Source organism: Sphaerisporangium viridialbum (assembly GCF_049674955.1).
Lineage (GTDB): Bacteria > Actinomycetota > Actinomycetes > Streptosporangiales > Streptosporangiaceae > Sphaerisporangium > Sphaerisporangium viridialbum.
In genome coordinates, this window is record NZ_CP187232.1 from 609,298 (window position 1) to 630,171 (window position 20,874).

A 20,874-nucleotide genomic window follows, 5' to 3' on the forward strand; every position below is an offset into this window, starting at 1 on the left:
GCGGATCACAGTGCTCAGGAACTGCGGGAGGTGGAACAGTCGAGGCATAGGCCCCAGTAGATGACCTCGGCCTCGTCGATCGAGAAGCCGTGGTGGTCGGACGCGGTCAGGCAGGGCGCATCGCCGACCGCGCAGTCGACGTCGGCGACGGCACCGCACGACCGGCACACGATGTGGTGGTGGTTGTCCCCGACGCGTCCCTCGAACCGGGCCGGGCTGCCGGCCGGCTCGATGCGGCGTACGAGTCCCGCCGCGGTGAGCGCGTGGAGGGCCTCATACACGGCTTGAAGGGAGATATGGCCTACGCGATCGCGCACCCCGGAGGCGATCGCCTCGACGCCGAGGTGGTCACCGCCCCGGACGGTCTCGAGCAGTGCGACGCGGGCGGCCGTCACTCGCAGGCCTGCCCCGCGCAGCTCCTCGGCGGTGGTCGGAGTCTTGGGTGCGGTCACGGCGCCAAACCTATCTACATAAACACGAGCTACTCAAGACAACGAATGGCCCAAGTTTAGTGCCGCGTCAGGCGACGTCTGCCCTGTTGCGGCGTGACGCGCCGTCCGGATAGTGATCTTGGGGGCGCATCACCATCGGCGAAGCCTGACCCTCACCCTTGGGCCGTATGGCGGATCCCCGCGACCTCTTGGCGAAGGTCCGGGTGGAGGTCGCGGTTGTCGTAGGTGTCCCGGGCGGCGGTGACCTTCTCGATGTGCGTCTCGGCCCAGTCCTTGATGGCCTGCATGACGGGGAGCAGGGTGACGCCCAACGAGGTGAGCGAGTAGTCGACGCGTACCGGGACAGAGGGTGTGATCGACCGGGACACCAACCCGTCGCGTTCCAGGGTGCGCAGGGTCTGGGCGAGTCCCACAAGGATTATCTCCAGGAACGTGACCAACCATCTCAAGCCACGTTTAGGCCGCATGCGCTGTCAGACGATCGCCTGCGACAAAGGTTCCATGAGCGCCGACGGCTCTCGCGGCTCGTCTATCCGTATGTGGGGTGCTGGGGCCAGCCGGGGGGTGAGTCCTCCCAGTCTTCCTGCCGGCCGTAGGGGGTGAGATCGAGGATGCTGTTGACGAAGACGAGCCGGTCGACGCCGCGTGCGGTGGTGTTGTACGTCCGGTAGACGTCCTCGCCGTCGCGCAGGAACACACTCAGCATGAAGCCGCGACCGGCGCCGCAGTCGTCCGCGAACGACGTGCCGTGCGATGAAACGAAAGGCATGGTCCAGCCCATGCGGGCCTTGTACGCCTCGATCTGGGCGAGCGGCATGGTCGACACGGTCACCCACGTGACCCCGCGGTCGCCCAGCAGGGCCGGCCCGGCAGAGGGGACGCCGTTCGTGAACCAGGTGCAGCCCGGGCAGTAGTGGTCCGGCCCGATGTTCATGAACTGGTAGACGACCAGCTGCCCCCGGCCCTCGAACAGCTCCAGGAGGGTCTTCGTGCCGGTCGGCGTGTCGAACGCGTACCCGTTGTCGAACTTGACCATCGGGAGGCGGCGGCGCCGCGCGGCGATCGCGTCGAGCGCGCGGGTGGCTTCCTTCTCGGCCTTGAGCAGCTCATCGCGGGCCTGCTGCCATTCCTCGGCCGTGACGATGTTGGGTTTCTCCATCCGCCGATTGTGTCCGCCAGCACCGACAAAATCCCGGCGGCCTCACGAACCTTCCGCCCGGCCACTCGCTATGAGGAGCGCGGAGAAGCCCGCGGTTCAGGACGCGCCCACCTGGACATCCAGGAACACCGGGCGCTTGGCCGGGAACAGTGATCGGCCCTGCGCGTCGGTCATCTTCCAGTAGATGCGGCAGTTCACGGGTTTGTTCGGAGCCTGCACGCGCACCGCGATGTCCACGGTCTGGCCAGGCGCCGTCGGCGGTACGCTCACCGCTTCCGGTGATCGGCATGGCGCGGTGTTGATGCGAGCCAGACGCCTGCCCTCCCAGGGCATCGTCCCGGTGTTGCGAATCCTCCATACTTTCTTGAACGATGAGCCCTGTCGTACTTTCGAGCCGTCCGGGTACGTTATGTCACCCACGAATTCAGAGTCATCTCTGGCAATCGTGCTCGCTGCCGGCGGTGCTGGCGGATCACCTTGGTCCACGGTCGTCGCCAGATGAAGGAACCTCAGGCCGGCCATGATGATCGCGGCCAAGGCCATGACGCCGACGATGGCAAGGCTTCGCCGAGCGGGTCTCGGCGCAGGCGCGGGAACCGTCACCACGTCGGCTGTGGCGGCCGGCAGCGCATGTACGGGCAGGTCGCCGGCCGCCGCTCCATCGGATGCGTCCTCGACAGCGCCGGTGCCTGCGGAACAGGCCGCCTTCGTGCGCTCCCAGAGCTCCCGCCACTCGCGTTCGGCCTCCTCGGGATCACGCCCAAGCCGATGGACCGCGAGGACCCGTACGAACTCCCAAGTCGTCTCCCAACTCGGCAACTTCCGCCCCTGGGCGGCGCTGGCCAGCGACGACTTCGACGCCGCCGCGCCGAGCCGGGAGGACATCTCGGCGTACGAGGGGTCGCCCGCCTCCTCCTTCAGCCGTAGGAGGCGGTCGGCGAAGGCCCCCACCGCACCCGAATCCGGATCAGGCCGTACCGGCTGCCGCCCCCGACGCTTCCCACGATCCTGAGCCTGCACCTCGGCCCCACTTCCCCCGGCTACCTGTCAGCGCATCCAAATTATCCGACGACACGGTAAGCGATCAGTGAAGGGCTCCGCCTCGACCTTCCGCGAGACGCGTCGGCGCTGGGCCCGGGTCTCCGCGTCGCCGCAGGTCGACGCTCAGGTCAGATTTGTCCAATGTCCAGCTTCCCCGCTCGGGCGAACCTTGGACAAAGATCGCTAGGGTGGCCCGCCCTTCTGATGGCACTGTGGCGGAAACCCCTGACGTCGATCACTGGAGGCGTCACCTCCGCCACCGACGCCGCTCAGCGCGCCGGGTCCCGGCGGGACGGATACCTCGCCTCGGCGAGGTGACCGGATGACACCAGAAAAGGAGATCTGCATGTCCATGAACTCTCGTGGGGCAAGCCTGCGCACCCGAGTCGCCTCCGTTGCCGTCGCCTCCGTCGTCGCCGCCGGTCTCGGCGTCGGCGTTGGCGCCGCTCCGGCTTCGGCGGCCGTGCACCGCGGCGTCTCCGGCTGCTTCTCCTGGTCCTGGGGAGACGGCAACGTCTCAGTGACGGTGTACTGGCACAACCGGTGCACCACCAAGCACAAGCTGAACATCAAGTACAGCCTCGGCTGGACGACCAAGAAATACACGGCGGTGGTCGGCGCCAATGGAAAGGGCCACAAGAAGTTCCAGACCGCTTCGATCGTGTCGATTACCGACGGGGGCCGCGCCTAGCCGACTACGGCTGGCATCGAGGGGTGCGGCGCGGCCACGCGCCGCACCCCTGCGTTAAGGAACACGATCGAGTGTCGCCGGGAAAACGGCCGGAGAGGTCGGCGCTGCGCGTACGTTGGGTTCGATGAACGATCAGCACACCGCGACCGCACGGCCGGGGCGTCACCGGGACGCGGCAGGCGGCAGGCGGCCGGGCGTGGGAGCAGGCCGTTCGCGTGGGCGACTGCTGGTCGCCTCGCTGGTCAGCCTGGCCGTCTCCGTCTCCGGATGCGCCGGTTCGCAGAGCGCCGCTTCGTCGGCCGCTCCCCGCCAGACCGTGACACAGGCGCATCCAGGGCGGTCGGCGACGCCGCCGGCGAAGGAGCCCGCACGTCAGGCGCCCGTTCTCCCCGCCCCGGGTGCGGCGATCCCCAAGGACCCATCACGCCTGGCGGATGCCCTGACCAGCACCGTCGCGCGGCTTCGGCAGGCCACGGATGACTGGGTGCGCAAGGGGAATCCCGCCGAGGGACACGCCCCCGAGCCGGTCGTGCTGCTGGCTCTGCACCAGCAGCGCATTTACCGGTACCTGGCCCGCGATCCGAAGGTCGCTTCCCGCGTCTACGCCAGGCTGCCCAAGGCCCTGGCCAGGGATGCGGAAGACAATGTGACAGCCATCCACGATCTGCTGTCCCTCGCCCGGCCCATCAGCGGGTCGGCGAAATTCCGCGTCCAGCCTCCCGAGCCCGCGGGTGTCCTGCTCGGCCACTTCCGGCGTGCCGAGCGGCGGTTCGGCGTCGAGTGGGAGGTGCTGGCCGCGGTGATGTTCGTCGAGACCAAGTTCGGCCGCGTGAGGTCGCCGAGCTACACGGGCGCCCTTGGACCCATGCAGTTCATGCCGGGAACATGGGCTGCCTACGGGATGGGCGGCGACGTCCACGACACCAGAGATGCCCTGCTCGCCGCGGCCAACTATCTGCACGCCTCGGGGGCACCGCGCGACTACCGGCGCGCGCTGTACGCCTACAACCATTCCCAGGCGTACGTCGACGCGGTACTGCTGCACGCGCGCCAGATGAAGCGGGACATCAGGAACTACTACGGCTACTACAACTGGCAGGTGTACGTCGTCACCACCCATGGTGACCGCCGCCTCACCGGCCCCGACCGATGACAGGGCGGCGGACCGCGTAGGAGGATCTCATAGAGGGGGCGAAATGGTGATCTCCTCCGGTAACGTCGCGTCCGTCTTGCGGCCTATGGAGGGGAAGTGCGCAAAGTGCAACCGCTTCGTACTGGCGATCCTCGGCGTCTGGGGGAGTACCGGCTCGTCGGGCTGCTCGGAGAAGGCGGCCAGGGTGCGGTGTACCAGGGCGAGGACTCGAACGGCGAACCGGTGGCGGTCAAGCTGCTCCACGCCCGGTTCAGCGGGGACGCCAGAGCGCGCGACCGATTCGCAGCGGAACTGGCCCACGCGCAGCGGGTCGCGGCGTTCTGCACGGCCCGGGTGCTGGATGCGGATGTGGAGGGTGACCGCCCCTACATCGTCAGCGAATTCGTCGACGGTCCTTCGCTCTCTCAAGTGATCGCCAACGGCGGGGCGCCGCGCGGGCACGCTCTGGAGAGGCTGGCGATCGCGACGGTGACGGCGCTCGCCGCGATCCACGAGGCCGGAGTCGTGCACCGTGACTTCAAAGCCGGCAACGTCATCATGGGCGCCGACGGGCCGCGCGTCATCGATTTCGGCATCGCGCGTGCTCTCGACGCCACGGACACCTTCTCCAGCACGGTCGTCGGCACCCCCTCCTACATGGCACCCGAGCAGATCGGCCGGGGTGCGGTGGGCCCGGCCGCCGACGTCTTCGCCTGGGCGTGCACCATTGCGTACGCCTCGAATGGCGCCACGCCGTTCGGGCAGGACTCGATACCCGCGGTGATGCACCGGATCCTGCACGAGGAACCCGATCTCGGCCAGATGACCGGGACGCTACGGGACCTCGTCGCCGCGTGCCTTGCCAAGGACCCGGCCCTGCGCCCCACCGCACGGAACATCCTGCTGCGTCTGCTCGGCGGCCAGGAGGCTTCCGCGACGGCGGAGACGCTCCTCACCGAGGGCGCCCGGACCTCGTCTCCCGCGTTCCAGCCGGCCACGCTGGCAATGCCGCCCGACCTCACACCGGGCGGTCAGGAGCCACACCGGAAAGGCCGTCGGGCGATGGCGCGCGCGGTCGCGGTCGCGGCCCTGTTACTCGGTGCGGTGACGGTTCTTTCGTGGGCGAAGGTCGGTGTTCTGCAGCAGAAAATTCCGCTCGGCAACGTGGAAGTAGCCGGGCTGGCCACCATCTGGGGCGTCCTCACGATCGTCATGGCAGTGGCCGCGTTGGCCGTCGCGATCACCGATGAGTTCACCCAGCGCCTGTCCGCCGCATGGGCGGCCATCCCCGGTGGTGGCGCCATCGTGTCGATCATCGCTTTTCAGCTCCGTCAGGAAGACCTGCACAGCAAGCACCCCAACTTCGGAATGCTGACGGTCGATGATTTGCGCGGCCTCGAGATGAGTTTCCGTATCTCTCTTGCCTATGGGTGGTACATCGCGCTCACGATGTCTGTTGCCCTTGTGGTGTTGGCCCTGATCGCTCTGCTGCTCCGCGGAGTGCCAAGTCCCCGGCCACTATCAGGACGGAACCACCTGGACGTCTAGGAACACCGGGCGCTTGAGCGGGAACAGCGGCCGTCGCTGGTCACGCGGCCAGGGTGTCGATGGAGAGCTCCCAGAGGCGGGTGGCGGCTTCGGGGTCGAGGGCGTAGGGGGCGACGCCCCGGCGGCTGCCGGGCTGGTTGGGCTCCGCCTCGGCGCAGTCCTCGAAGTACCGGCCGCCGACGCCTTCGAGCAGGGGCGAGGTGGCGACGAGCACGGAGGTGGAGGCGCCCTGCTCGGGGGTCTTCCAGGTGAACGAGCCGCCGCCGCTCTGCCGGCGCATCCGCTCAAGGTCCTCGTCGGTGATGTGCCGCTGCAGGTTGGTGCGGATGGCGCCGGGCATCAGCGAGTTGGCGGTGATGCCGTCGTCCGCCCAGCGCCTGGTCGCCTCGACGGCGAACAGGACGTTGGCCGTCTTGGACTGCCCGTACGCGGACCACGGCTCGTAGGCGCGCTCGCGGAAGTGGATGTCCTCGAAGACGACGGGCGAGCGCAGGTGCGCGCTGGAGCTGACCGACACGACGCGGGCGCCGCCGGCCGCCGCGAGCGCGTGATGGAGCCCCGTGGTGAGGCCGAAGTGGCCGAGGTGGTTGGTGGCGAACTGCAGTTCCCAGCCCTCGGGCGTGCGCATCTCGGGCGAGGCCATCATGCCTGCGTTGTTGACGAGGATGTGCAGCGGGCCGTCCCACGCGGCGACGAAGGCCGCCACGGACGCCCGGTCGGCGAGGTCCAGCGGCGCGACGTGGACCTGCTTGTTGCCGGTGGTCGCGATGATGTCGCTTGCGGTGCGCTCGCCGGCGGCGAGGTCGCGGACGGCCAGCGTGACCTCCGCGCCCGCGCCGGTGAGCGCCCGCGCGGTCTCGACGCCGATGCCGGACGCCCCACCGGTCACGATGGCGCGGCGGCCGGTGAGGTCGATGCCGTCGACGACCTCGGCGGCTGTGGATTGGGCGCTGAACGGCGTGGTTATCGGCGTAGTCATGAAATTTCCTGTCCTGGTGGGCCGGCTGATCGAGCGGCCCAGCCGGTACGCTGTAAAAGCGGAGGAACCTCCACTACGTACTTACTGTAAGCGGAGTCTCCTCCGCTTAGCAAGCCGACGCCCGAAGTGGCACAGTTGGCGCCGACGCTCGAAACCGAAAGAGGAGGAGTCGTGCCGGCCACAGGGCCCCGACCGCTGCGCGCCGATGCGCGGCGCAACCGCGACCGGCTGCTCGAAGTCGCCGTGCGCGCGTTCTCCCAGGACGGGCCCGACGTGACGCTCGACGCGATCGCGAAGGCCGCCGGCGTCGGCATCGGCACGCTGTACCGCCACTTCCCGACCCGCGAGGCGCTCATCGAGGCGGCCTATCGCAACGAGCTCACGAAGCTGTGCGACGCCGCGGCGGAGCTTCTGCGCGCCATGCCGCCCGACGAGGCGACGCGCACCTGGATGGATCACTTCGTCGACTACATGACGACCAAGCGTGGCATGGCCGACGCGTTGCGCGCGGTCATCGCGTCCGGTGGCAACCCGTACGAGCAGAGCCTCGACCGGCTGAACGCCGCGGTGTCCATGCTGCTCGACGCGGGTGCGGCGGCCGGCACCGTACGGGCGGACATCGAGCCGGGCGACGTGATCGCGAGCCTCGGCGGGGTGTCCCTCACCGCGGGCGAACCCGCCAAGCGCGACCAGGCCCGCCGCATGCTCGACCTGCTGATGGACGGCCTGCGCTACCGGGCCGCCGCCGCGCGCTGACGCGAGGGCGGGGCAGGGCCCACGGGCCTAGATCTGTTTGGCGGGGTTGCCGCGCCAGTGGGCGTGTGGGGCGAGTTCCTCGCCCTTCATCAGGAAGGAGTCGGCGTCGAGTACGGCGCCGTCGCCCATCCGTACGCCGTAGTGCACGAGGGCCCTCGTCCCGACGCTGCAGCCTGCACCGATCACGATGTGGTCGGACTTGAAGGTGCCGTCCTCAAGCGAGTGGGCCTGGATCAGGCTGCCCTCCGCCAGCGTGCAGTCGCTGCCGATGGTGACCAGCGTCTTCTCCGGCATGTAGCCGCCGTCGTCGAACACCCTGCGTCCCAGCCGCACGCCGAGCAGCCGCCAGAAGAGGTTCTTGAACGGGGTGCCGTTGAGCACGTCCAGGTGGGTGGTCACGCTGAGCTTCCAGTAGCGCTCGTGCCACCAGTAATACGGCTGGTAGATCGAGCAGAACCTCGGCTCCAGCCTCCGGAAGCCGATGGCGGCCCGCTCGGCCAGCACGAAGTAACCGGCCGTGAACACCAGCGTGAGAACGAGGTCCGCGGCGATCACCGGTGTGCCGAGGCGCTCGTACAGGCTGAGCGCGAGCAGGGACAGCAGGGCGACGCCGAACACGTAGACCCATCGCACGAGCAGATACAGCGCCATGGTCACGCGGTTGTGCCCGTTCTTGGCGGACAGGCGCCGGCGGAACTCCTCGCCGGTCTTCAGATGATCGAAGCCGCTGTCACGCTGCACCGAGCGTGGGATCTCGAAGCACGGCGAGCCCAGCAGCCCGACGTCCTGCCGCGGCTCGCCGTCGATCGGGATCATGACCTTAGTCGCGAGAAGGCAGTTGTCGCCCGCCCGGCTCTGAGACGGATAGGCGATGTTGTTCCCGACGAACGTGCGCGCCCCGACCGTCGCGCGTGACACGCGGAACGACGTGCTGGAGAAGTCGGCGTTCATGATGGACAGTCCGTCGGAGACCATCGTGCCGCTGCCGACGGAGGTGAGGTACGGGGTCTCGTGCTTGAGTTCGAGCCCGAAGTTCGACCCCGTCTGCTCGACCGTGGACAACCCGTACCCGAGGCCGCGCAGGTAGTGGACGACGTACGAACTGTCGCCGAAGAGGTACATGAAGAACGGCAGGTTGGTGATCCGCGTGATCGCTCGCAGCGCCCCGTAACGGAAGCCGTACAGGGGGTAGACCTCGTCCGGTTCGAGGGCGCGGTTCAGCAGGCGGGGCACGGTGGCCGCAAGGGCGAGCCCGGCCAGGATCGCCCCGAAGAACAGCACGCCGGAGGTGACCAGGGCATCCCAGTACAGCTGCGGGCCCGCGGGTTCCGCGGCTCGCGGGGTGCCCGTGAGCGCGGCCAGGCTCGGCACCTGGGTGCCGAGCAGGTACGTTCCGCCTACGGTCAGCGGGATGAACACCAGCAGCGCGCCGAGCAGTTGCGCGGCGCCGAAGCGGGCCCTGCGCCAGGTGCCGCACGGGGCCGGTTCGACCGTCCGGTAGTCGGTGGTGGTCGGCTGTGCCGGGGACCCGTGCCACCGCCGGCCGTCCGGAACCGACTGGGACGACTGGAGAGACGAGGAGTGCCCGAGCTGGGCCCCGTCGCCGAGCGCGGCGCCGATGTCGATCACGGTCGCCTCGCCGACGTACGCGTCCTGCCCGATGGTGACCGGGCCCGTCTCGACCACGCCCGCCCGGGCCCGGTAGCAGGGAAAGTACGAGTCCTTCCTGATGACCGTGCCGCCGCCGATCGACAGCAGGTCAGTGCAGACCGGGACGTTCTTGGACAGGATGACGACGCCGGGGCCGATCCTGGCCCCGAGCGCCCTCAGATACAGCACGTAGAGCGGTGAACCGGTGAAGAGCACCATCGGACTGCGCCTGACGAGCGTCTTCACGATCCAGAACCGCAGGTACGACAGGCTCCAGACGGGTATCTCCCCGGGTTTCCAGCGGCCGACGAGCGCCCACTTCGCCACGATCGGGAAGGCGCACAGCGCCGCGAAGATCGCGCCGCCGGACACCAGCGACCGCAGGTAGATGTCCACGGGACCGGTGGCGCCGGAGATCCAGCCGTAGGTGCCGACGAGCACCGAGGCGGCGAGGTAGGCGTAGCCGAGGAACAGCAGGAGCTGCAGGGCGCCGCAGAGGAGATACCTGGCCGTGCTCGGCGCGGGCCTCGATTCAGGGGGCCGCGGCTCGACCGCCGGTGCGGCGTCCGCGAGCGCCGTGGCCAGGCTCCTGACCGTGGGGTGCAGGTAGACGTCCTTCATCGACACGGGCGCGAGGTCCGCCCGCTCTCTGACGCGGGCGCAGAAGCGGGCCATGAGCAGCGAGTTCGCCCCCAGCTCGTCGAAGAAGTGGCTGTCGACCGACACCTGTTCGAGGCACGCGACCTCGGCCAGCGTGCCGGCCAGGACGGTCTCCGCGGGTGTCGACGGGGCCACGTAGGCGTGCCTGGTGGACAGGCAGCGGGGGCCCTTCGGCGGCGGGAGGTTCTTGCGGTCGGCCTTGTTGCTCAGCAGCATCGGGATGTCGGGCAACTGCTCCACGTAGGCGGGGACCATGTAGCCGGGAAGGCGCCCGCGCAGTTGCCGGTAGATGTCCTCCTGGCCGAGGTGAGGGGTGTCCTCGCGGGGGCTGTAGTAGGCCACCAGCTCGACCACTCCGGGCTCCGGCTCGTAGGTGTCGACCACGGCCTGCGCGACCCCCGGCACCTGGAGCAGCACCGATTCGATCTCGGCGAGTTCGATGCGGTATCCGTGGATCTGCACCTGGGTGTCGATGCGGCCGTGGTACTCGATCTCGCCGTCGTCGTTGACCCGGCCCAGGTCCCCGGTCCGGTAGATGCGGCCGGACGGATTGTCCGGCAGCCCGAGGAAGTCCGGGATGAACGCCTTTTCCGTGAGGTCGTCGCGGTTGACGTACCCCCCGGCCAGGCCGATGCCGGCGATGCCGATCTCGCCCAGCTCTCCGGGGGGCAGCACCCGTGCCCCGGCCGGGTCGAGGATGACGACGGAGTAGGTCGGCAGCGGGACCCCGAGGGTCACCGGCTCGCTCGGGTGGAGCACCTTGCAGGTCGCGGTGACGGTGGCCTCCGTCGGGCCGTACACGTTGAGGAGCCTGCGGCCGGGCCGGTGCCAGCGGCGTACGAGGTCGGCCGGGCACGCCTCCCCGGAGACCAGCAGGAACCGCAGGCCGGGAAGGTCCTGGTCGAGGGTGGCCAGCAGGGTCGGGACGCAGCACAGCGCGGTGACCCGGCAGGCCCTGAGGAACTCCCACAGCTCGTGGCCGAGCAGCGTGACGCCCGGGGGCCGGGGGACCAGCGTCGCCCCGGACAGCAGGGGCACCCAGATCTCCTCGACCGAGAAGTCGAAGGCGATCGTCATGCCCTGGTAGACCCGATCGTCCGCCCGCATCTCGTACGCTTCGACCGCGACGCGGACGAAGTTGCAGATGCCGGCGTGCTCGATCGCCACGCCCTTGGGCCTGCCCGTCGACCCCGAGGTGTAGATGATGTAGCACAGCTCGTCGACCGGCTTGCCGCGCTCGTCGTCGGTGAGGCGCCGGTCGTCCTCGGCGGCGACCAGGCTCTCCGCCTCGTCGACGTACAGGATGCCGGCGTCGACGTGCTCGACCCGGCCACGCAGGTGCGAAAGGGAGAGCACCATCCGCACGCCCGCGTCCTGGACGATGTACGCGAGCCGGTCCGCGGGGAATCCGGCGTCCATCGGCACGTACGCCGCGTTGATCTTGAGGACGGCGAGCATGCCGGCGTAGGAGTGCACGGCGTGGTCGAACAGCAGGGCGATGCGGTCGCCGGGCCGGGCGCCCTGCTTCAGCAGGTATCGGGCGAGGCGGTTCGCCCGCGCGTCCAGCTCGTCGTAGGTGAGCACGACGTCGCCCGCGTCCACCGCGCGCCGGTCGCCCCGACCGGCGGCACGCAGGCGGTCGCACTGCTCCTCGAACAGCGCTTCGAGCCTTTCCCCGCCGCCCGGCCAGGCGGCACGCGGGCCCTTCGCGCCGATCAGGACCTGATCGCCCGGCGCGGGCCGGGGATCTGCGCGCTGAACGTCCCGGACGTCGGCCTGTCTGGTCATGCTGCCTCCATCAACCACCACAGATGCCCTGGTGCCGGACCGGCTCAGGCCGCCACCAGGCAGCGCTCGTCGATGGCGTCGACGAGGATGGAACACGCGGTGTCGACGACGTCTGCGGTCACGTTCAGGGGCGGGAGGATCCGTACGACGCAGTCGTCACGCCCGCCGAGCTCGATGATCAGCCCCCGGCGCAGCGCGGCGGCCTGCACCTCGTGTGCCAGCTCGGTGGCCGGGCTTCCGTCGAGCGGATCGGCGAGCTCGACGCCCCACATCAGGCCGAGCCCGCGCACCTCCCGCACCCACGGGATCTTCGGCAGCATGGCCAGCCGGTCGGCGATCTGCTCGCCGCGCTCCCGGACGTTGGCCAGCACGTCGTCGCGCCGCATGATGCGCACGGCCTCGGCTCCGGCGGCGAACGCGAGCTGGTTGCCGCGGAAGGTCCCGATGTGCGCGCCCGGCGCCCAGACGTCCAGCCGCCGGTCGTACATGATGATCGCGACCGGGAGGCCGATGCCGCTCAGGGCCTTGGACGCCACGATCACATCGGGCTCGATGTCGTACTGCTCGAAGGCGAACCAGGTGCCCGTGCGCCCGCATCCGGTCTGCACCTCGTCCACGACGAGGGGGATGTCGAGCTCGCGGGTCAGGGCGCGCACCCGCTGGACGAACTCCTTGCGGGCCGGGATCACCCCGCCCTCGCCCTGCACCATCTCCAGGATCACCGCCGCCGGCAGCGGGATGCCGCCGTTCTTGTCGTGCAGCGACTGTTCGAGGTACCCGGCACAGTTGGTGCCGCACGTCTCGGGCACGAGTCCGAGCGGGCAGCGGGTGCAGTAGGAGTAGGGGAAGAAATGGATACCCGGGACACCGTTGCGGATGGGCTGTTTCTGCCGTACGAGCCCGCTGAGGGCCATCGCCGCGTGGCCGCTGCCGTGGAATCCGCCCTGGAAGGCGATGACGTCCCCCCGGCCGGTCGCGGTCTTGCAGAGCTTGACGGCGGCGTCGACGGCGTCACCGCCCGTGGGCCCGCAGAAATGGATCTTCATGCGGTCGCGCAGTCCCGGGGGCAGCATGGAGAGCTGTGCCTCGGTGAACGCGTCCTTGGCCGGGGTCGGGAAGTCGAGGCCGTGGGTGAGGCGGGCGAGCTGACCGGTGACCGCTCGCACCAGTTCGGGGTGGTTGTGGCCGAGCGACAGGACACCCGCGCCGGTCAGGAAGTCGATGAAGGTGTTGCCGTCGAGGTCGCGCAGGAAGCTGCCGGAGGCGTCGGCGATGGCCAGGGGAAGGCGGCGCGGGTACGTCCGCGCGTTCGACTCGCGCCGGGCCTGCCGGGCGAGCAGTTCCGCGGAGCGCGGGCCTGGGAGATCACTCAGAACATAGGGATAGGGCAACATGTCGGGGTTGGCGCTGTGATCGGCCAGACTCATCGGGGCTCTCCTCTCAAGGCGGCCGACGTGCTGGATCCTTTCAAGGGGTGCCTTCGTCTCGAATCTCCTAACTCACCCATCGCACACTAGCCATCCGTATATCGCCGATATCAGTCGGGACTGGCAGAGAACACGGCCATCTGCGATCCTCCGCGAATCATGGCCTCGGTCTACCGATACGGTTCCACGAGCGGTACCCGTACAAACGCCTCAACGTCCCTCATGTCAGGCGAAGCTTCGCGGACTTCCCGTTTCAGGAGGAAATCCAAAAAGTGTTTTGTCTGGACGTGATCGTTCTTCGCCGATCGGCGCCGGGGCGTGTGACCAGGTCTTCCGCTCGCTGATCACGGAAGCGGCCCCGACTCGCCGCTCGGGGGATAAATCTGGATATTTCATCAGATTATCGCCATGCTCGCCATGCCATATCAGCCGGTCGATGGGTCGCAAGATCCGGTTAAGTATCCCGGACGGGCCAAGCTCGGAGATGATTACCATTCACTGGCAATGCGAAGGCTTCAATTTGAAGGCCAGGAGAGAAACCGGCCCCAGCAGGGGAAGCGGTCGAGGTTGGGCCGGGGAATCGCCCGCTGTGAAAAGGCCGAAGCCCCGGCGCTCGCCAGTGGCGCCGGGGCTGTGAGACGCGGTCGCTCAGGCCAGGTCGGCCTCGGCGAGCACCGCCGCCCAGGCCAGGCTGATGCGGTCGGCGAGGTCGGCGATCTCCGCCATGTTCCCGACCTCGGCGGGAGCGACGTCCGGGAACTCGCCGCGAAGGAACGCGCCGAGAGCGATGAGGCCCAACTCCCAGCCGGCTCCGAGGCCCCACAGGCCCTTCTCGGGGTCGTTGAGCAGCGAGTCGGTGATCTTGCCGAACGAGGAGTGTTCGAGCTCCAGCTCGGTGCGGCCGTCGTCCCCGGTGGAGAGCCGCAGCTCGACCTGATCCTCCGGCAGGTCGCCCGCCTCCCCGTACACCCAGGTGACCGTGAGGCGCCGGGGCGGTTCGCAGCGCAGGATCCTGCCGGAGGCGTTGCCCTCGAAGCTGAACGTGCCGCCCTGCCGCAGGTCGCCGGAGGGCTTCATGAAGAAGCGGCTCATCCGGTCGGGGTCGGTGCAGGCGTCCCAGACGTCCTCGATCTCGGCGTCGTAGCGCCGTCGCATCAGGATGGTCCGCGCCTCGCCCGAGTCGCGGTGCCGAGTGCCGAGCTCGCGCTCGGTGCCCGAGATCGGGTCGTCCTTGCCGGTCACGCCGGTCACGTCGGTCATGTGCCGTGGTGCCTTTCGTCGTCGTGGAGCGCCTGCCGTGGGCGGTCAGCCCATCTGGGCCAGGCTGATGAGGTTGCCGCAGGTGTCGTCGAACACGGCCTGGGTCACCGGGCCCATCACCGTCGGCTCCATCGTGAAGACCACGCCCAGCGCCTTCATCCGCTCGAACTCGGCGTGCACGTCGTCGGTGGCGAACAACGCGGCGGGGATGCCGGACTCGAAGAGTGCCTGCTGGTAGGTCTTGGCGATCGGGTTGCCGTTCGGCTCGAGGAGCAGCTCGACGCCCTCCGGCCCGGCGGGGGAGGCCACGGTCAGCCAGCGCGCCTCCCCGAGCGGGACGTCCTGCCGCGTCGCGAAGCCGAGCACGTCGGTGTAGAACGCGTGGGCCTTGGCCTGGTCTTCGACGAACACGCTGGTCACTGCGATCTTGATCATGGTGGTGCTTCCTGCTCTTCCTGGTCGAGGGGGTTGCCAGGCGACGTGCTCGCCCGGTCCTTCGCGCGACGCTCGCGCCGCCCCCGCGCGAGCTCGGTGCCGAGGGCGTCCAGCCCCTGGCTCCAGAAGCGCCGGTAACGCTCCAGCCACACGTCGATCTCCCGCAGGGGCGCCGGGTCGACGGTGTACAGGCGCCTGGTGCCCTCGGCCCTGACCGTCGCGAAGCCGTTCTCACGGAGCACCCGCAGGTGCTGCGACACCCCGGGCTGGGAGATGCCGAACTCCTCCTGGACGATCTCCCCGACCTCGCCCGCCGACCGCTCGCCGTCGGCGAGCAGCTCGAGGATGCGGCGCCGGACCGGGTCCCCGAGGACGTCGAACGCGTGCACGGGAGCCAGCATCGCAGCTACCGCTTATATAAGTCAACTCTTAAAGAAGATTAGGAGCTCAGCGCTTCACGCACGTATAGGCGCCATAGATCGAGTCGCGGTAGGCGGACTCGACGATCTCGAAGCCCGCCGCCTCCAGCATGGGTTCGAGCAGCCACCGGAACGTGCTGTATTCGGTGCGGAGGTGCTCGGCGTAGTCCTCGCGCGTGTATCCCTGGGCCGGGTCGTCCACCGCGCCGTCGAGCCAGCGGTCGAGGACCTCGCCGGCCTCGGCGGGCCGGAAGTCGAAGATCAGGTCGTGCAGCCGCAGGACGCCGCCCGGTCGCAGCATCCGGGCGACGCGGTCGAGCGCGACCGCCTTCCAGAAGTCGGGGAGCTGGTGGAGGGCGTGACGCGTGTATACGGCGTCGGCGGGCGGCCCCGCGTGGTCGTAGGAGAGGAAGCCGGCCCGTACGACCTCGACGTTCGAGAACCCGGCCTCGGCGGCGCGGTCGCGCAGATGCCTCCCCATCGCCGGCGAGACGTCCACCGCCACCACGCGCCGGAACCGCCGCGCGGCGGCCAGGGTGAACCGCCCGGTGCCGGCGCCTAGGTCCACGACGGACGAGGTCTCGTCCACGCCGTGCCCGGCGAGGACGGCGAGGTCGCCGGTGGGGTCGGGGCGGCCCTGCTTGCGGTCGAACCCGGCGACGAAGCCGGGGTCGAGATGCTCGGGTCCCGCGTGCGCCAGCTCGTCAAGAGCCCATTCCCTGGTCATCGCCCGATCGTGACACGCCCGCCTCGCGGGTCGCACTTGCTTTTCCGCCCGGCAGGGCCAGAGGCCAAGATGGGAGGGTGCGTGCCTCCCGGTTGATCTCGCTGGTGTTGCTGCTGCAGTCACGGGACACGATGACGGCCGCCGAGCTGGCCCGCGAGCTGGAGGTCTCCGAGCGCACGGTCTCGCGTGACGTGCTCGCGCTCTCGGCCGCCGGGGTGCCGGTGTACGCCGACCGGGGGCGGCGGGGCGGGTACCGCCTGGTCGGCGGCTACCGGACACGGCTGACCGGGCTGAGCAGGGCCGAGGCGGAGGCGCTGTTCCTGTCCGGGCTCGCGGGGCCGATGCGGGACATGGGACTGGCCGACGCCGTGTCCTCCGCCCGGCTCAAGGTGCTGGCCGCCCTGCCGCCCGGCCTGCGGGACGCGTCGGCGCGGGCCGGGCAGCGCTTCCACCTGGACACCCCTGGGTGGTTCGCCGACGCCGACCCGCCGCCGCTCCTGGCCGATCTCGCCCGGGCGGTCTGGCAGGACCGGGTCGTCGAGCTCCGCTACCGGCGCGGTCGCGAGGTGACCCGGACGGTCCGCCCGTACGGGCTCGTGCTCAAGAACGGCGTCTGGTACCTCGTCGGGCAGGTGGGGGAGGACTACCGGACCTACCGGGTGGACCGGGTCGTGTCCGTGGCGGTGACCGATGAGGGGTTCGCCCGGGACGAGGGGTTCGACCTGCTCGCGTTCTGGACGGCCGGGGTGGCCGGGTTCCTGACCTCGCTGCTGGTCGAGGAGATCACACTGCGGGTGAGCCCGGACGGGCTGCGTGTGCTCAGGGCCACTGTCGAGCCGCCGGCCGCGCGGCAGGCCCTGGCCGGCGCCGGGGAGCCCGACGAGCGGGGCTGGGTGGTCACCAGCCTGCCCGTCGAGTCCCTGGAGGTGGCCTACGGCGTGCTCCTGCGGCTCGGCCCGGAGGCGGAGGCGCTGGACCCGCCGTCGCTCCGTGCCCGCCTGCGGGACGCCGCGCGGCGGCTGGCGGCCCTGTACGAGCCCGAGGCTCAGCGGTAGCCGGTGACGTCGGCGGGCTTGCCGGCGTCCACGACCTCGTCCAGGTAGCGCCAGGCGTCGGGACGGCTCCCGTCGACGTCGGTGAAGCCGTGGATCGACGCCAGCCGGCCACTGGACAGGGCCTTGCCGTTCCAGCGGGCCACGTCGGGGTCGGCGGCGAGCGCCGCGACCGCCCGGCCCACGTAGGCGGGCGTCTCCGAGATGGCGAAGTGGGGGTCCTGCTTGGCCGCGTCCCGCCAGTTCTCCTCGGTGACGCCGAAGTGCTCCAGCATCTGCTCCGAGCGCAGCCACCCCGGCGTGAGCGCGACGGCGGTGCAGCCGTACGGCCGCAGCTCCTCGCCCTGGCCGAACGCCAGCCGGATCACCGAGGTCTTGGCGAGGTCGTAGAAGGCCGACAGCCGGTAGTGCTTGTCGTTGTACTCGGGGACGCCGTCGGTGACCTCCACCAGCAGCCCGCCCGGCCGCCTGATCAGCAGCGGCAGCACGTAGTGGCCGGTGATGAGGTGGGTGTCGATCGCCAGCCGGAGCAGGCGCAGGCCGGCGTCGAGGTTGTGCTCCCAGAGCTTGGAGGTCCATTCGAACAGCGACTCCGAGCCCCAGATGTTGTTCACCAGCACGTCGAGCCGGCCCTGCTCCCGGTCGATGCGCTCGGCCAGCGCCTTGACCTGGTCCTGTTCCAGGTGGTCGACCTGGACCGCGATCGCCGTCCCCCCTGCGGAGGTGATCAGCTCGGCGGTCTCCTCGATCGTCTCCGGCCGGTTCATCTCCGAAGGCCGCTCCCGCGTGGTGCGCCCGGTGACGTACACCGTGGCTCCCGCCGCGCCGAGCTCCCTCGCGATGCCGCGCCCCGCGCCCCGCGTGGCCCCGGCGACCAGCGCGACCTTTCCCGTGAGTGGTCCCCTTGTGGATGTCATGCGGGAGATGCTGCCAGCGATACCAGACAACCTGTGTCTGGTTTTCTTAGGGTTTTCTGCCCCGTGAGCGTGACCTGCCGCCTGGACATCTGCGCACCAAAGCTTTGCGTTTACCTGGGACGATCGGTGCGCCGGGGACGTGGGTTCCAAATCGGCCCGGGCATAACCTGACTTATGTCGACTCGTGTGCCGTACAGGCTGGCCCGGTACCCGGGGTCGGCGTGAGGCACTGGTGAGCGGTATGGCGGCGAGCACCTCCAAGCGGCGGCGGATGCGAAGGCTGCCTGCCGAGGTGACGAGCTTCGTCGGACGCCGGCAGGAAGTGGCGGACGTCAAGTCGCTGTTGTCCAGGTCCCGGCTGGTGACCCTCACCGGCGTGGGCGGGGTCGGGAAGACCCGGCTGGCCACCCGGGTCGCCACCGACGTGCAGCGGGCCTTCTCCGACGGCGTGTGGCTCGTCGAGCTGGCCCCCCTGGGCGATTCCGAGCTGATCGCGCACACCCTGACGGAGGCCCTCGGGATCGAGGAGAAGTCCTCCCTGTCCCCGCTGGAGTCGGTGAGCGAGTACCTGGCCGACAAGAAGAGCCTCGTCATCCTGGACAACTGCGAGCACCTGCTGCACGACTGCGCGATCCTCGCCGAGGAGCTCCTCGCCTCCTCTCCCGAGCTGCGGATCATCGCCACCAGCAGGCAGCCGCTGCGGATCGGCGGCGAGCAGACGCTGGCCGTACTCCCGCTGCCGGTGCCCGACTCCGCCACGGCGAGGCTGTCGACGGACGCGCTGGCCAAGGTGGACGCCGTACGGCTGTTCGCGGAGCGGGCCGAGGCGGTCCTGCCCGGCTTCTCGGTCACGGAGGCCAACAGGGACGCCGTGGAGCAGGTCTGCCGGCGGCTGGACGGCATCCCGCTGGCCATCGAGCTCGCGGCCGTACGGCTTCGCGCGCTGTCGGTCCAGCAGCTGCTCACCTGGCTGGACGACCGGTTCCGGCTGCTCACCGCGGGCTCGCGCACGGGGTCGCGCCGCCACCAGACGCTGCGCGCGCTGGTCGACTGGAGCTACGACCTGTGCACCGAGCCCGAGCGCCTGCTGTGGAACCGTGCCTCGGTCTTCTGCGGCGGGCTGGACCTGGAGGCCGCGGAGGCGGTGTGCTCAGGCGACGGCATCGCCCGTGAGGACGTCATCGACCTGGTGATCGGACTGGTGGAGAAGTCCGTGCTGGTCCGCGAGGAGCATCCGTCCGGGGTCCGTTACCGGCTGCTCGAGACCATCCGCCAGTACGGCAGGGACCGGCTCGCCGAGTCGGGCGAGGAGGAGGCGCTGTGGCGGCGTCACCGGGTGTACTACCGGGAACTGGCGTCCAGGGCCCGCGATCAGCTCTTCACGAGCTCGCAGGTGGAATGGCTCGTGCGGCTTCGGCTGGAGCACTGCAACCTGCGGGTCGCCCTGCGGTCCGGCTTCGACCACGGGGAGGGCGAGGAAGGGCTGCGGGCGGTCACCGACCTGCTGTACCACTGGAAGACCAGCCACCACGTGAGCGAGGGCCGCCGCCTGCTGGGGCAGGGGCTCTCCATGGTCACCCGGCCCAGCGAGATGCGGGCACGGGCACTGTGCGGCGCGGGCTGGCTCGCGATCCTCGAAGGGGACATCCCCGCGGCCCTTGAGATGCTGGAGGAGAGCCAGGTGCTGGGGGAGCGGTTCGGGCTCCACTCGGTCCTCGCCTACGTCGCCCTCTACACGGGCATGGCCCACATGTACCGGGGGGACATCGAGCCGGCGATCAAGCTGTTCGAGGAGGCGCTGGCCTCGTACCGGGCCGCCGGGGACGGGGTGGGAGACGTGATGGCACTGACCAGGCTCTCCCTCGCGTACTCCTACGAAGGGGACGCCGAGCGGGCCATCGCGGCGGGCGAGGAGGCGCTCCGGGCCTGCGAGGCCCGAGGGGAGCGCTGGCACCGGGCCTACGCGATGATGGCCCTCGCGATCGAGAGGTGGCGCCAGGGCGACGCGGAACGTGCCGCCGGCCTCGCCAAGCAGAGCCTGCGGTTCGACAGCTCGCTCCACGACTGGCAGGGCATGGGGATCAACCTGGAGGTCCTGGCCTGGGTGGCGGCGGGCGTCGGCGACTTCGAGAGGGCGGCGCGGCTGTTCGGGGTCCTGCTCGGCGTCTGGCAGACGGTCGGCGCGCCGATGGCCGGGTTCGGGCATCTGACCGGCTACCGCGACGACTGCCGGCACCGGGTGCACCAGGCACTCGGCGAGCCGGCGTACAAGGCCGCGATGCAGCGGGGCGCCAGGCTCTCCCTCGACGAGGCGCTCGCCTATGCGCTGGAGGACGGTAAGCCCGCCGCCCCGCGCGCCGACGGCGCCGTCCGGCCCTCGCCGCTCACCCGCAGGGAGACCGAGATCGCCAGGCTCGTCGCCCGGGGGCTGAGCAACAAGGAGATCGCCGCGACCCTGGTCATCGCCCAGCGCACGGCGGAGGGTCACATCGAGCACATCCTGAGCAAGCTCGGCTTCCATTCCCGCTCGCAGATCGCGGTCTGGGCCGCCGAGCAGAGCCGGAGCGCCGGCGCCACGGACGGCGGCGAAGAGGACGGCGGGGCCGACGACTCGCGGGGCGGGGAAGCCGGGAAGAAGGACAGGCCTGCTCCCCGCCGGGCACAGCGGAACGCCCGGTAGCGGGTGATCGAGCCGGCTATCAGGACGACGGGCCCTTGACGAGCGATCGGGCCGGGTACAGCGGAACGCCGGGGCCGGCCGGTAGTGGGCGATCGGCCGGC

At 69.9% G+C, this 20,874-nt stretch carries 18 protein-coding genes; 6 read left to right on the forward strand and 12 right to left on the reverse strand.

All coding sequences use genetic code 11. From position 1 onward, the window contains the following. Positions 1-14: 14 nt before the first annotated feature. The 4 genes from ACOZ38_RS02860 to ACOZ38_RS02875 form a co-directional block, all read right to left on the reverse strand. A complete protein-coding gene (locus ACOZ38_RS02860) occupies positions 15-452 on the reverse strand; it encodes a Fur family transcriptional regulator (protein ID WP_424528636.1) in 438 nt (145 codons plus the stop codon). Positions 453-604: 152 nt separating this feature from the next. Continuing rightward, complete coding sequence (locus ACOZ38_RS02865; protein WP_424528638.1) at positions 605-865, reverse strand: winged helix-turn-helix transcriptional regulator; 261 nt, start codon at positions 863-865, stop codon at positions 605-607. Between the two features lie 116 nt (positions 866-981). After that, on the reverse strand, positions 982-1,611 hold the full coding sequence (locus tag ACOZ38_RS02870; RefSeq protein ID WP_424528640.1) for a DUF899 domain-containing protein: 630 nt from the start codon (positions 1,609-1,611) through the stop codon (positions 982-984). A 96-nt stretch (positions 1,612-1,707) separates the two neighbouring features. Then, positions 1,708-2,562, reverse strand: coding sequence for an NBR1-Ig-like domain-containing protein (locus ACOZ38_RS02875; protein WP_424528642.1), 855 nt, complete (start codon positions 2,560-2,562; stop codon positions 1,708-1,710). A gap of 412 nt (positions 2,563-2,974) precedes the next feature. On the opposite strand from ACOZ38_RS02875, the gene ACOZ38_RS02880 reads away from it, so the two are divergent. From ACOZ38_RS02880 to ACOZ38_RS02890, 3 genes are all read left to right on the forward strand, one after another. Then, on the forward strand, positions 2,975-3,343 hold the full coding sequence (locus ACOZ38_RS02880; protein ID WP_424528644.1) for a hypothetical protein: 369 nt from the start codon (positions 2,975-2,977) through the stop codon (positions 3,341-3,343). 124 nt (positions 3,344-3,467) lie between these two features. Continuing rightward, complete coding sequence (locus ACOZ38_RS02885; RefSeq protein ID WP_424528646.1) at positions 3,468-4,496, forward strand: lytic murein transglycosylase; 1,029 nt, start codon at positions 3,468-3,470, stop codon at positions 4,494-4,496. Between the two features lie 96 nt (positions 4,497-4,592). Next, positions 4,593-6,023: a serine/threonine-protein kinase gene (locus ACOZ38_RS02890; protein WP_424528648.1), complete on the forward strand. Its 1,431-nt coding sequence runs from the start codon at positions 4,593-4,595 to the stop codon at positions 6,021-6,023. A 40-nt stretch (positions 6,024-6,063) separates the two neighbouring features. On the opposite strand, the gene ACOZ38_RS02895 is transcribed toward ACOZ38_RS02890, so the two are convergent. Continuing rightward, positions 6,064-7,002 carry an SDR family NAD(P)-dependent oxidoreductase gene (locus tag ACOZ38_RS02895; protein ID WP_424528650.1) on the reverse strand — a complete coding sequence of 313 codons (939 nt, stop codon included), beginning with the start codon at positions 7,000-7,002 and terminating at the stop codon, positions 6,064-6,066. A gap of 171 nt (positions 7,003-7,173) precedes the next feature. Here ACOZ38_RS02895 and ACOZ38_RS02900 point away from each other — a divergent pair, with 171 nt between their 5' ends. After that, the gene (locus ACOZ38_RS02900) at positions 7,174-7,758 is read left to right on the forward strand and encodes a TetR/AcrR family transcriptional regulator (RefSeq protein WP_424528652.1); all 585 of its coding nucleotides are present in this window, start codon (positions 7,174-7,176) and stop codon (positions 7,756-7,758) included. 27 nt (positions 7,759-7,785) lie between these two features. Here the strand turns inward: ACOZ38_RS02900 and ACOZ38_RS02905 are convergent, their stop codons facing one another. The 6 genes from ACOZ38_RS02905 to ACOZ38_RS02930 form a co-directional block, all read right to left on the reverse strand. Next, positions 7,786-11,856, reverse strand: coding sequence for a Pls/PosA family non-ribosomal peptide synthetase (locus tag ACOZ38_RS02905; protein ID WP_424528654.1), 4,071 nt, complete (start codon positions 11,854-11,856; stop codon positions 7,786-7,788). 44 nt (positions 11,857-11,900) lie between these two features. Further along, complete coding sequence (locus tag ACOZ38_RS02910) at positions 11,901-13,283, reverse strand: aspartate aminotransferase family protein (RefSeq protein ID WP_424528656.1); 1,383 nt, start codon at positions 13,281-13,283, stop codon at positions 11,901-11,903. A gap of 648 nt (positions 13,284-13,931) precedes the next feature. Then, a complete protein-coding gene (locus ACOZ38_RS02915; protein WP_424528658.1) occupies positions 13,932-14,543 on the reverse strand; it encodes an SRPBCC family protein in 612 nt (203 codons plus the stop codon). A 45-nt stretch (positions 14,544-14,588) separates the two neighbouring features. Then, positions 14,589-14,978 (reverse strand): VOC family protein, encoded by a 390-nt coding sequence (locus ACOZ38_RS02920; RefSeq protein ID WP_424528660.1) that lies wholly within the window; start codon positions 14,976-14,978, stop codon positions 14,589-14,591. Next, positions 14,975-15,367 (reverse strand): ArsR/SmtB family transcription factor, encoded by a 393-nt coding sequence (locus ACOZ38_RS02925; RefSeq protein ID WP_424528662.1) that lies wholly within the window; start codon positions 15,365-15,367, stop codon positions 14,975-14,977. Before ACOZ38_RS02925 ends, ACOZ38_RS02920 begins: the two co-directional genes overlap by 4 nt. Positions 15,368-15,425: 58 nt before the next feature. Then, a complete protein-coding gene (locus ACOZ38_RS02930; protein WP_424528664.1) occupies positions 15,426-16,124 on the reverse strand; it encodes a class I SAM-dependent methyltransferase in 699 nt (232 codons plus the stop codon). A 77-nt stretch (positions 16,125-16,201) separates the two neighbouring features. Between ACOZ38_RS02930 and ACOZ38_RS02935 the strand changes: the two genes are divergently transcribed. Further along, positions 16,202-17,179 (forward strand): helix-turn-helix transcriptional regulator, encoded by a 978-nt coding sequence (locus tag ACOZ38_RS02935; RefSeq protein ID WP_424528666.1) that lies wholly within the window; start codon positions 16,202-16,204, stop codon positions 17,177-17,179. Here the strand turns inward: ACOZ38_RS02935 and ACOZ38_RS02940 are convergent. After that, positions 17,170-18,093 carry an SDR family oxidoreductase gene (locus ACOZ38_RS02940; protein ID WP_424528668.1) on the reverse strand — a complete coding sequence of 308 codons (924 nt, stop codon included), beginning with the start codon at positions 18,091-18,093 and terminating at the stop codon, positions 17,170-17,172. The two genes, ACOZ38_RS02935 and ACOZ38_RS02940, sit on opposite strands and share 10 nt — an antisense overlap. Positions 18,094-18,334: 241 nt before the next feature. On the opposite strand from ACOZ38_RS02940, the gene ACOZ38_RS02945 reads away from it, so the two are divergent. Beyond that, complete coding sequence (locus ACOZ38_RS02945; protein ID WP_424528670.1) at positions 18,335-20,773, forward strand: ATP-binding protein; 2,439 nt, start codon at positions 18,335-18,337, stop codon at positions 20,771-20,773. Positions 20,774-20,874: the final 101 nt, after the last annotated feature.

What these genes read in the sequence shown, in the direction of transcription:
- ACOZ38_RS02870 (WP_424528640.1), bottom strand. Translation starts at nt 1,611, where the DNA reads ATGGAGAAACCCAACATCGTCACGGCCGAGGAATGGCAGCAGGCCCGC.
- ACOZ38_RS02880 (WP_424528644.1), top strand. Translation starts at nt 2,975, where the DNA reads ATGACACCAGAAAAGGAGATCTGCATGTCCATGAACTCTCGTGGGGCA.
- ACOZ38_RS02885 (WP_424528646.1), top strand. Translation starts at nt 3,468, where the DNA reads ATGAACGATCAGCACACCGCGACCGCACGGCCGGGGCGTCACCGGGAC.
- ACOZ38_RS02895 (WP_424528650.1), bottom strand. Translation starts at nt 7,002, where the DNA reads ATGACTACGCCGATAACCACGCCGTTCAGCGCCCAATCCACAGCCGCC.
- ACOZ38_RS02905 (WP_424528654.1), bottom strand. Translation starts at nt 11,856, where the DNA reads ATGACCAGACAGGCCGACGTCCGGGACGTTCAGCGCGCAGATCCCCGG.
- ACOZ38_RS02910 (WP_424528656.1), bottom strand. Translation starts at nt 13,283, where the DNA reads ATGAGTCTGGCCGATCACAGCGCCAACCCCGACATGTTGCCCTATCCC.
- ACOZ38_RS02915 (WP_424528658.1), bottom strand. Translation starts at nt 14,543, where the DNA reads ATGACCGACGTGACCGGCGTGACCGGCAAGGACGACCCGATCTCGGGC.
- ACOZ38_RS02920 (WP_424528660.1), bottom strand. Translation starts at nt 14,978, where the DNA reads ATGATCAAGATCGCAGTGACCAGCGTGTTCGTCGAAGACCAGGCCAAG.
- ACOZ38_RS02930 (WP_424528664.1), bottom strand. Translation starts at nt 16,124, where the DNA reads ATGACCAGGGAATGGGCTCTTGACGAGCTGGCGCACGCGGGACCCGAG.
- ACOZ38_RS02940 (WP_424528668.1), bottom strand. Translation starts at nt 18,093, where the DNA reads ATGACATCCACAAGGGGACCACTCACGGGAAAGGTCGCGCTGGTCGCC.
- ACOZ38_RS02945 (WP_424528670.1), top strand. Translation starts at nt 18,335, where the DNA reads ATGGCGGCGAGCACCTCCAAGCGGCGGCGGATGCGAAGGCTGCCTGCC.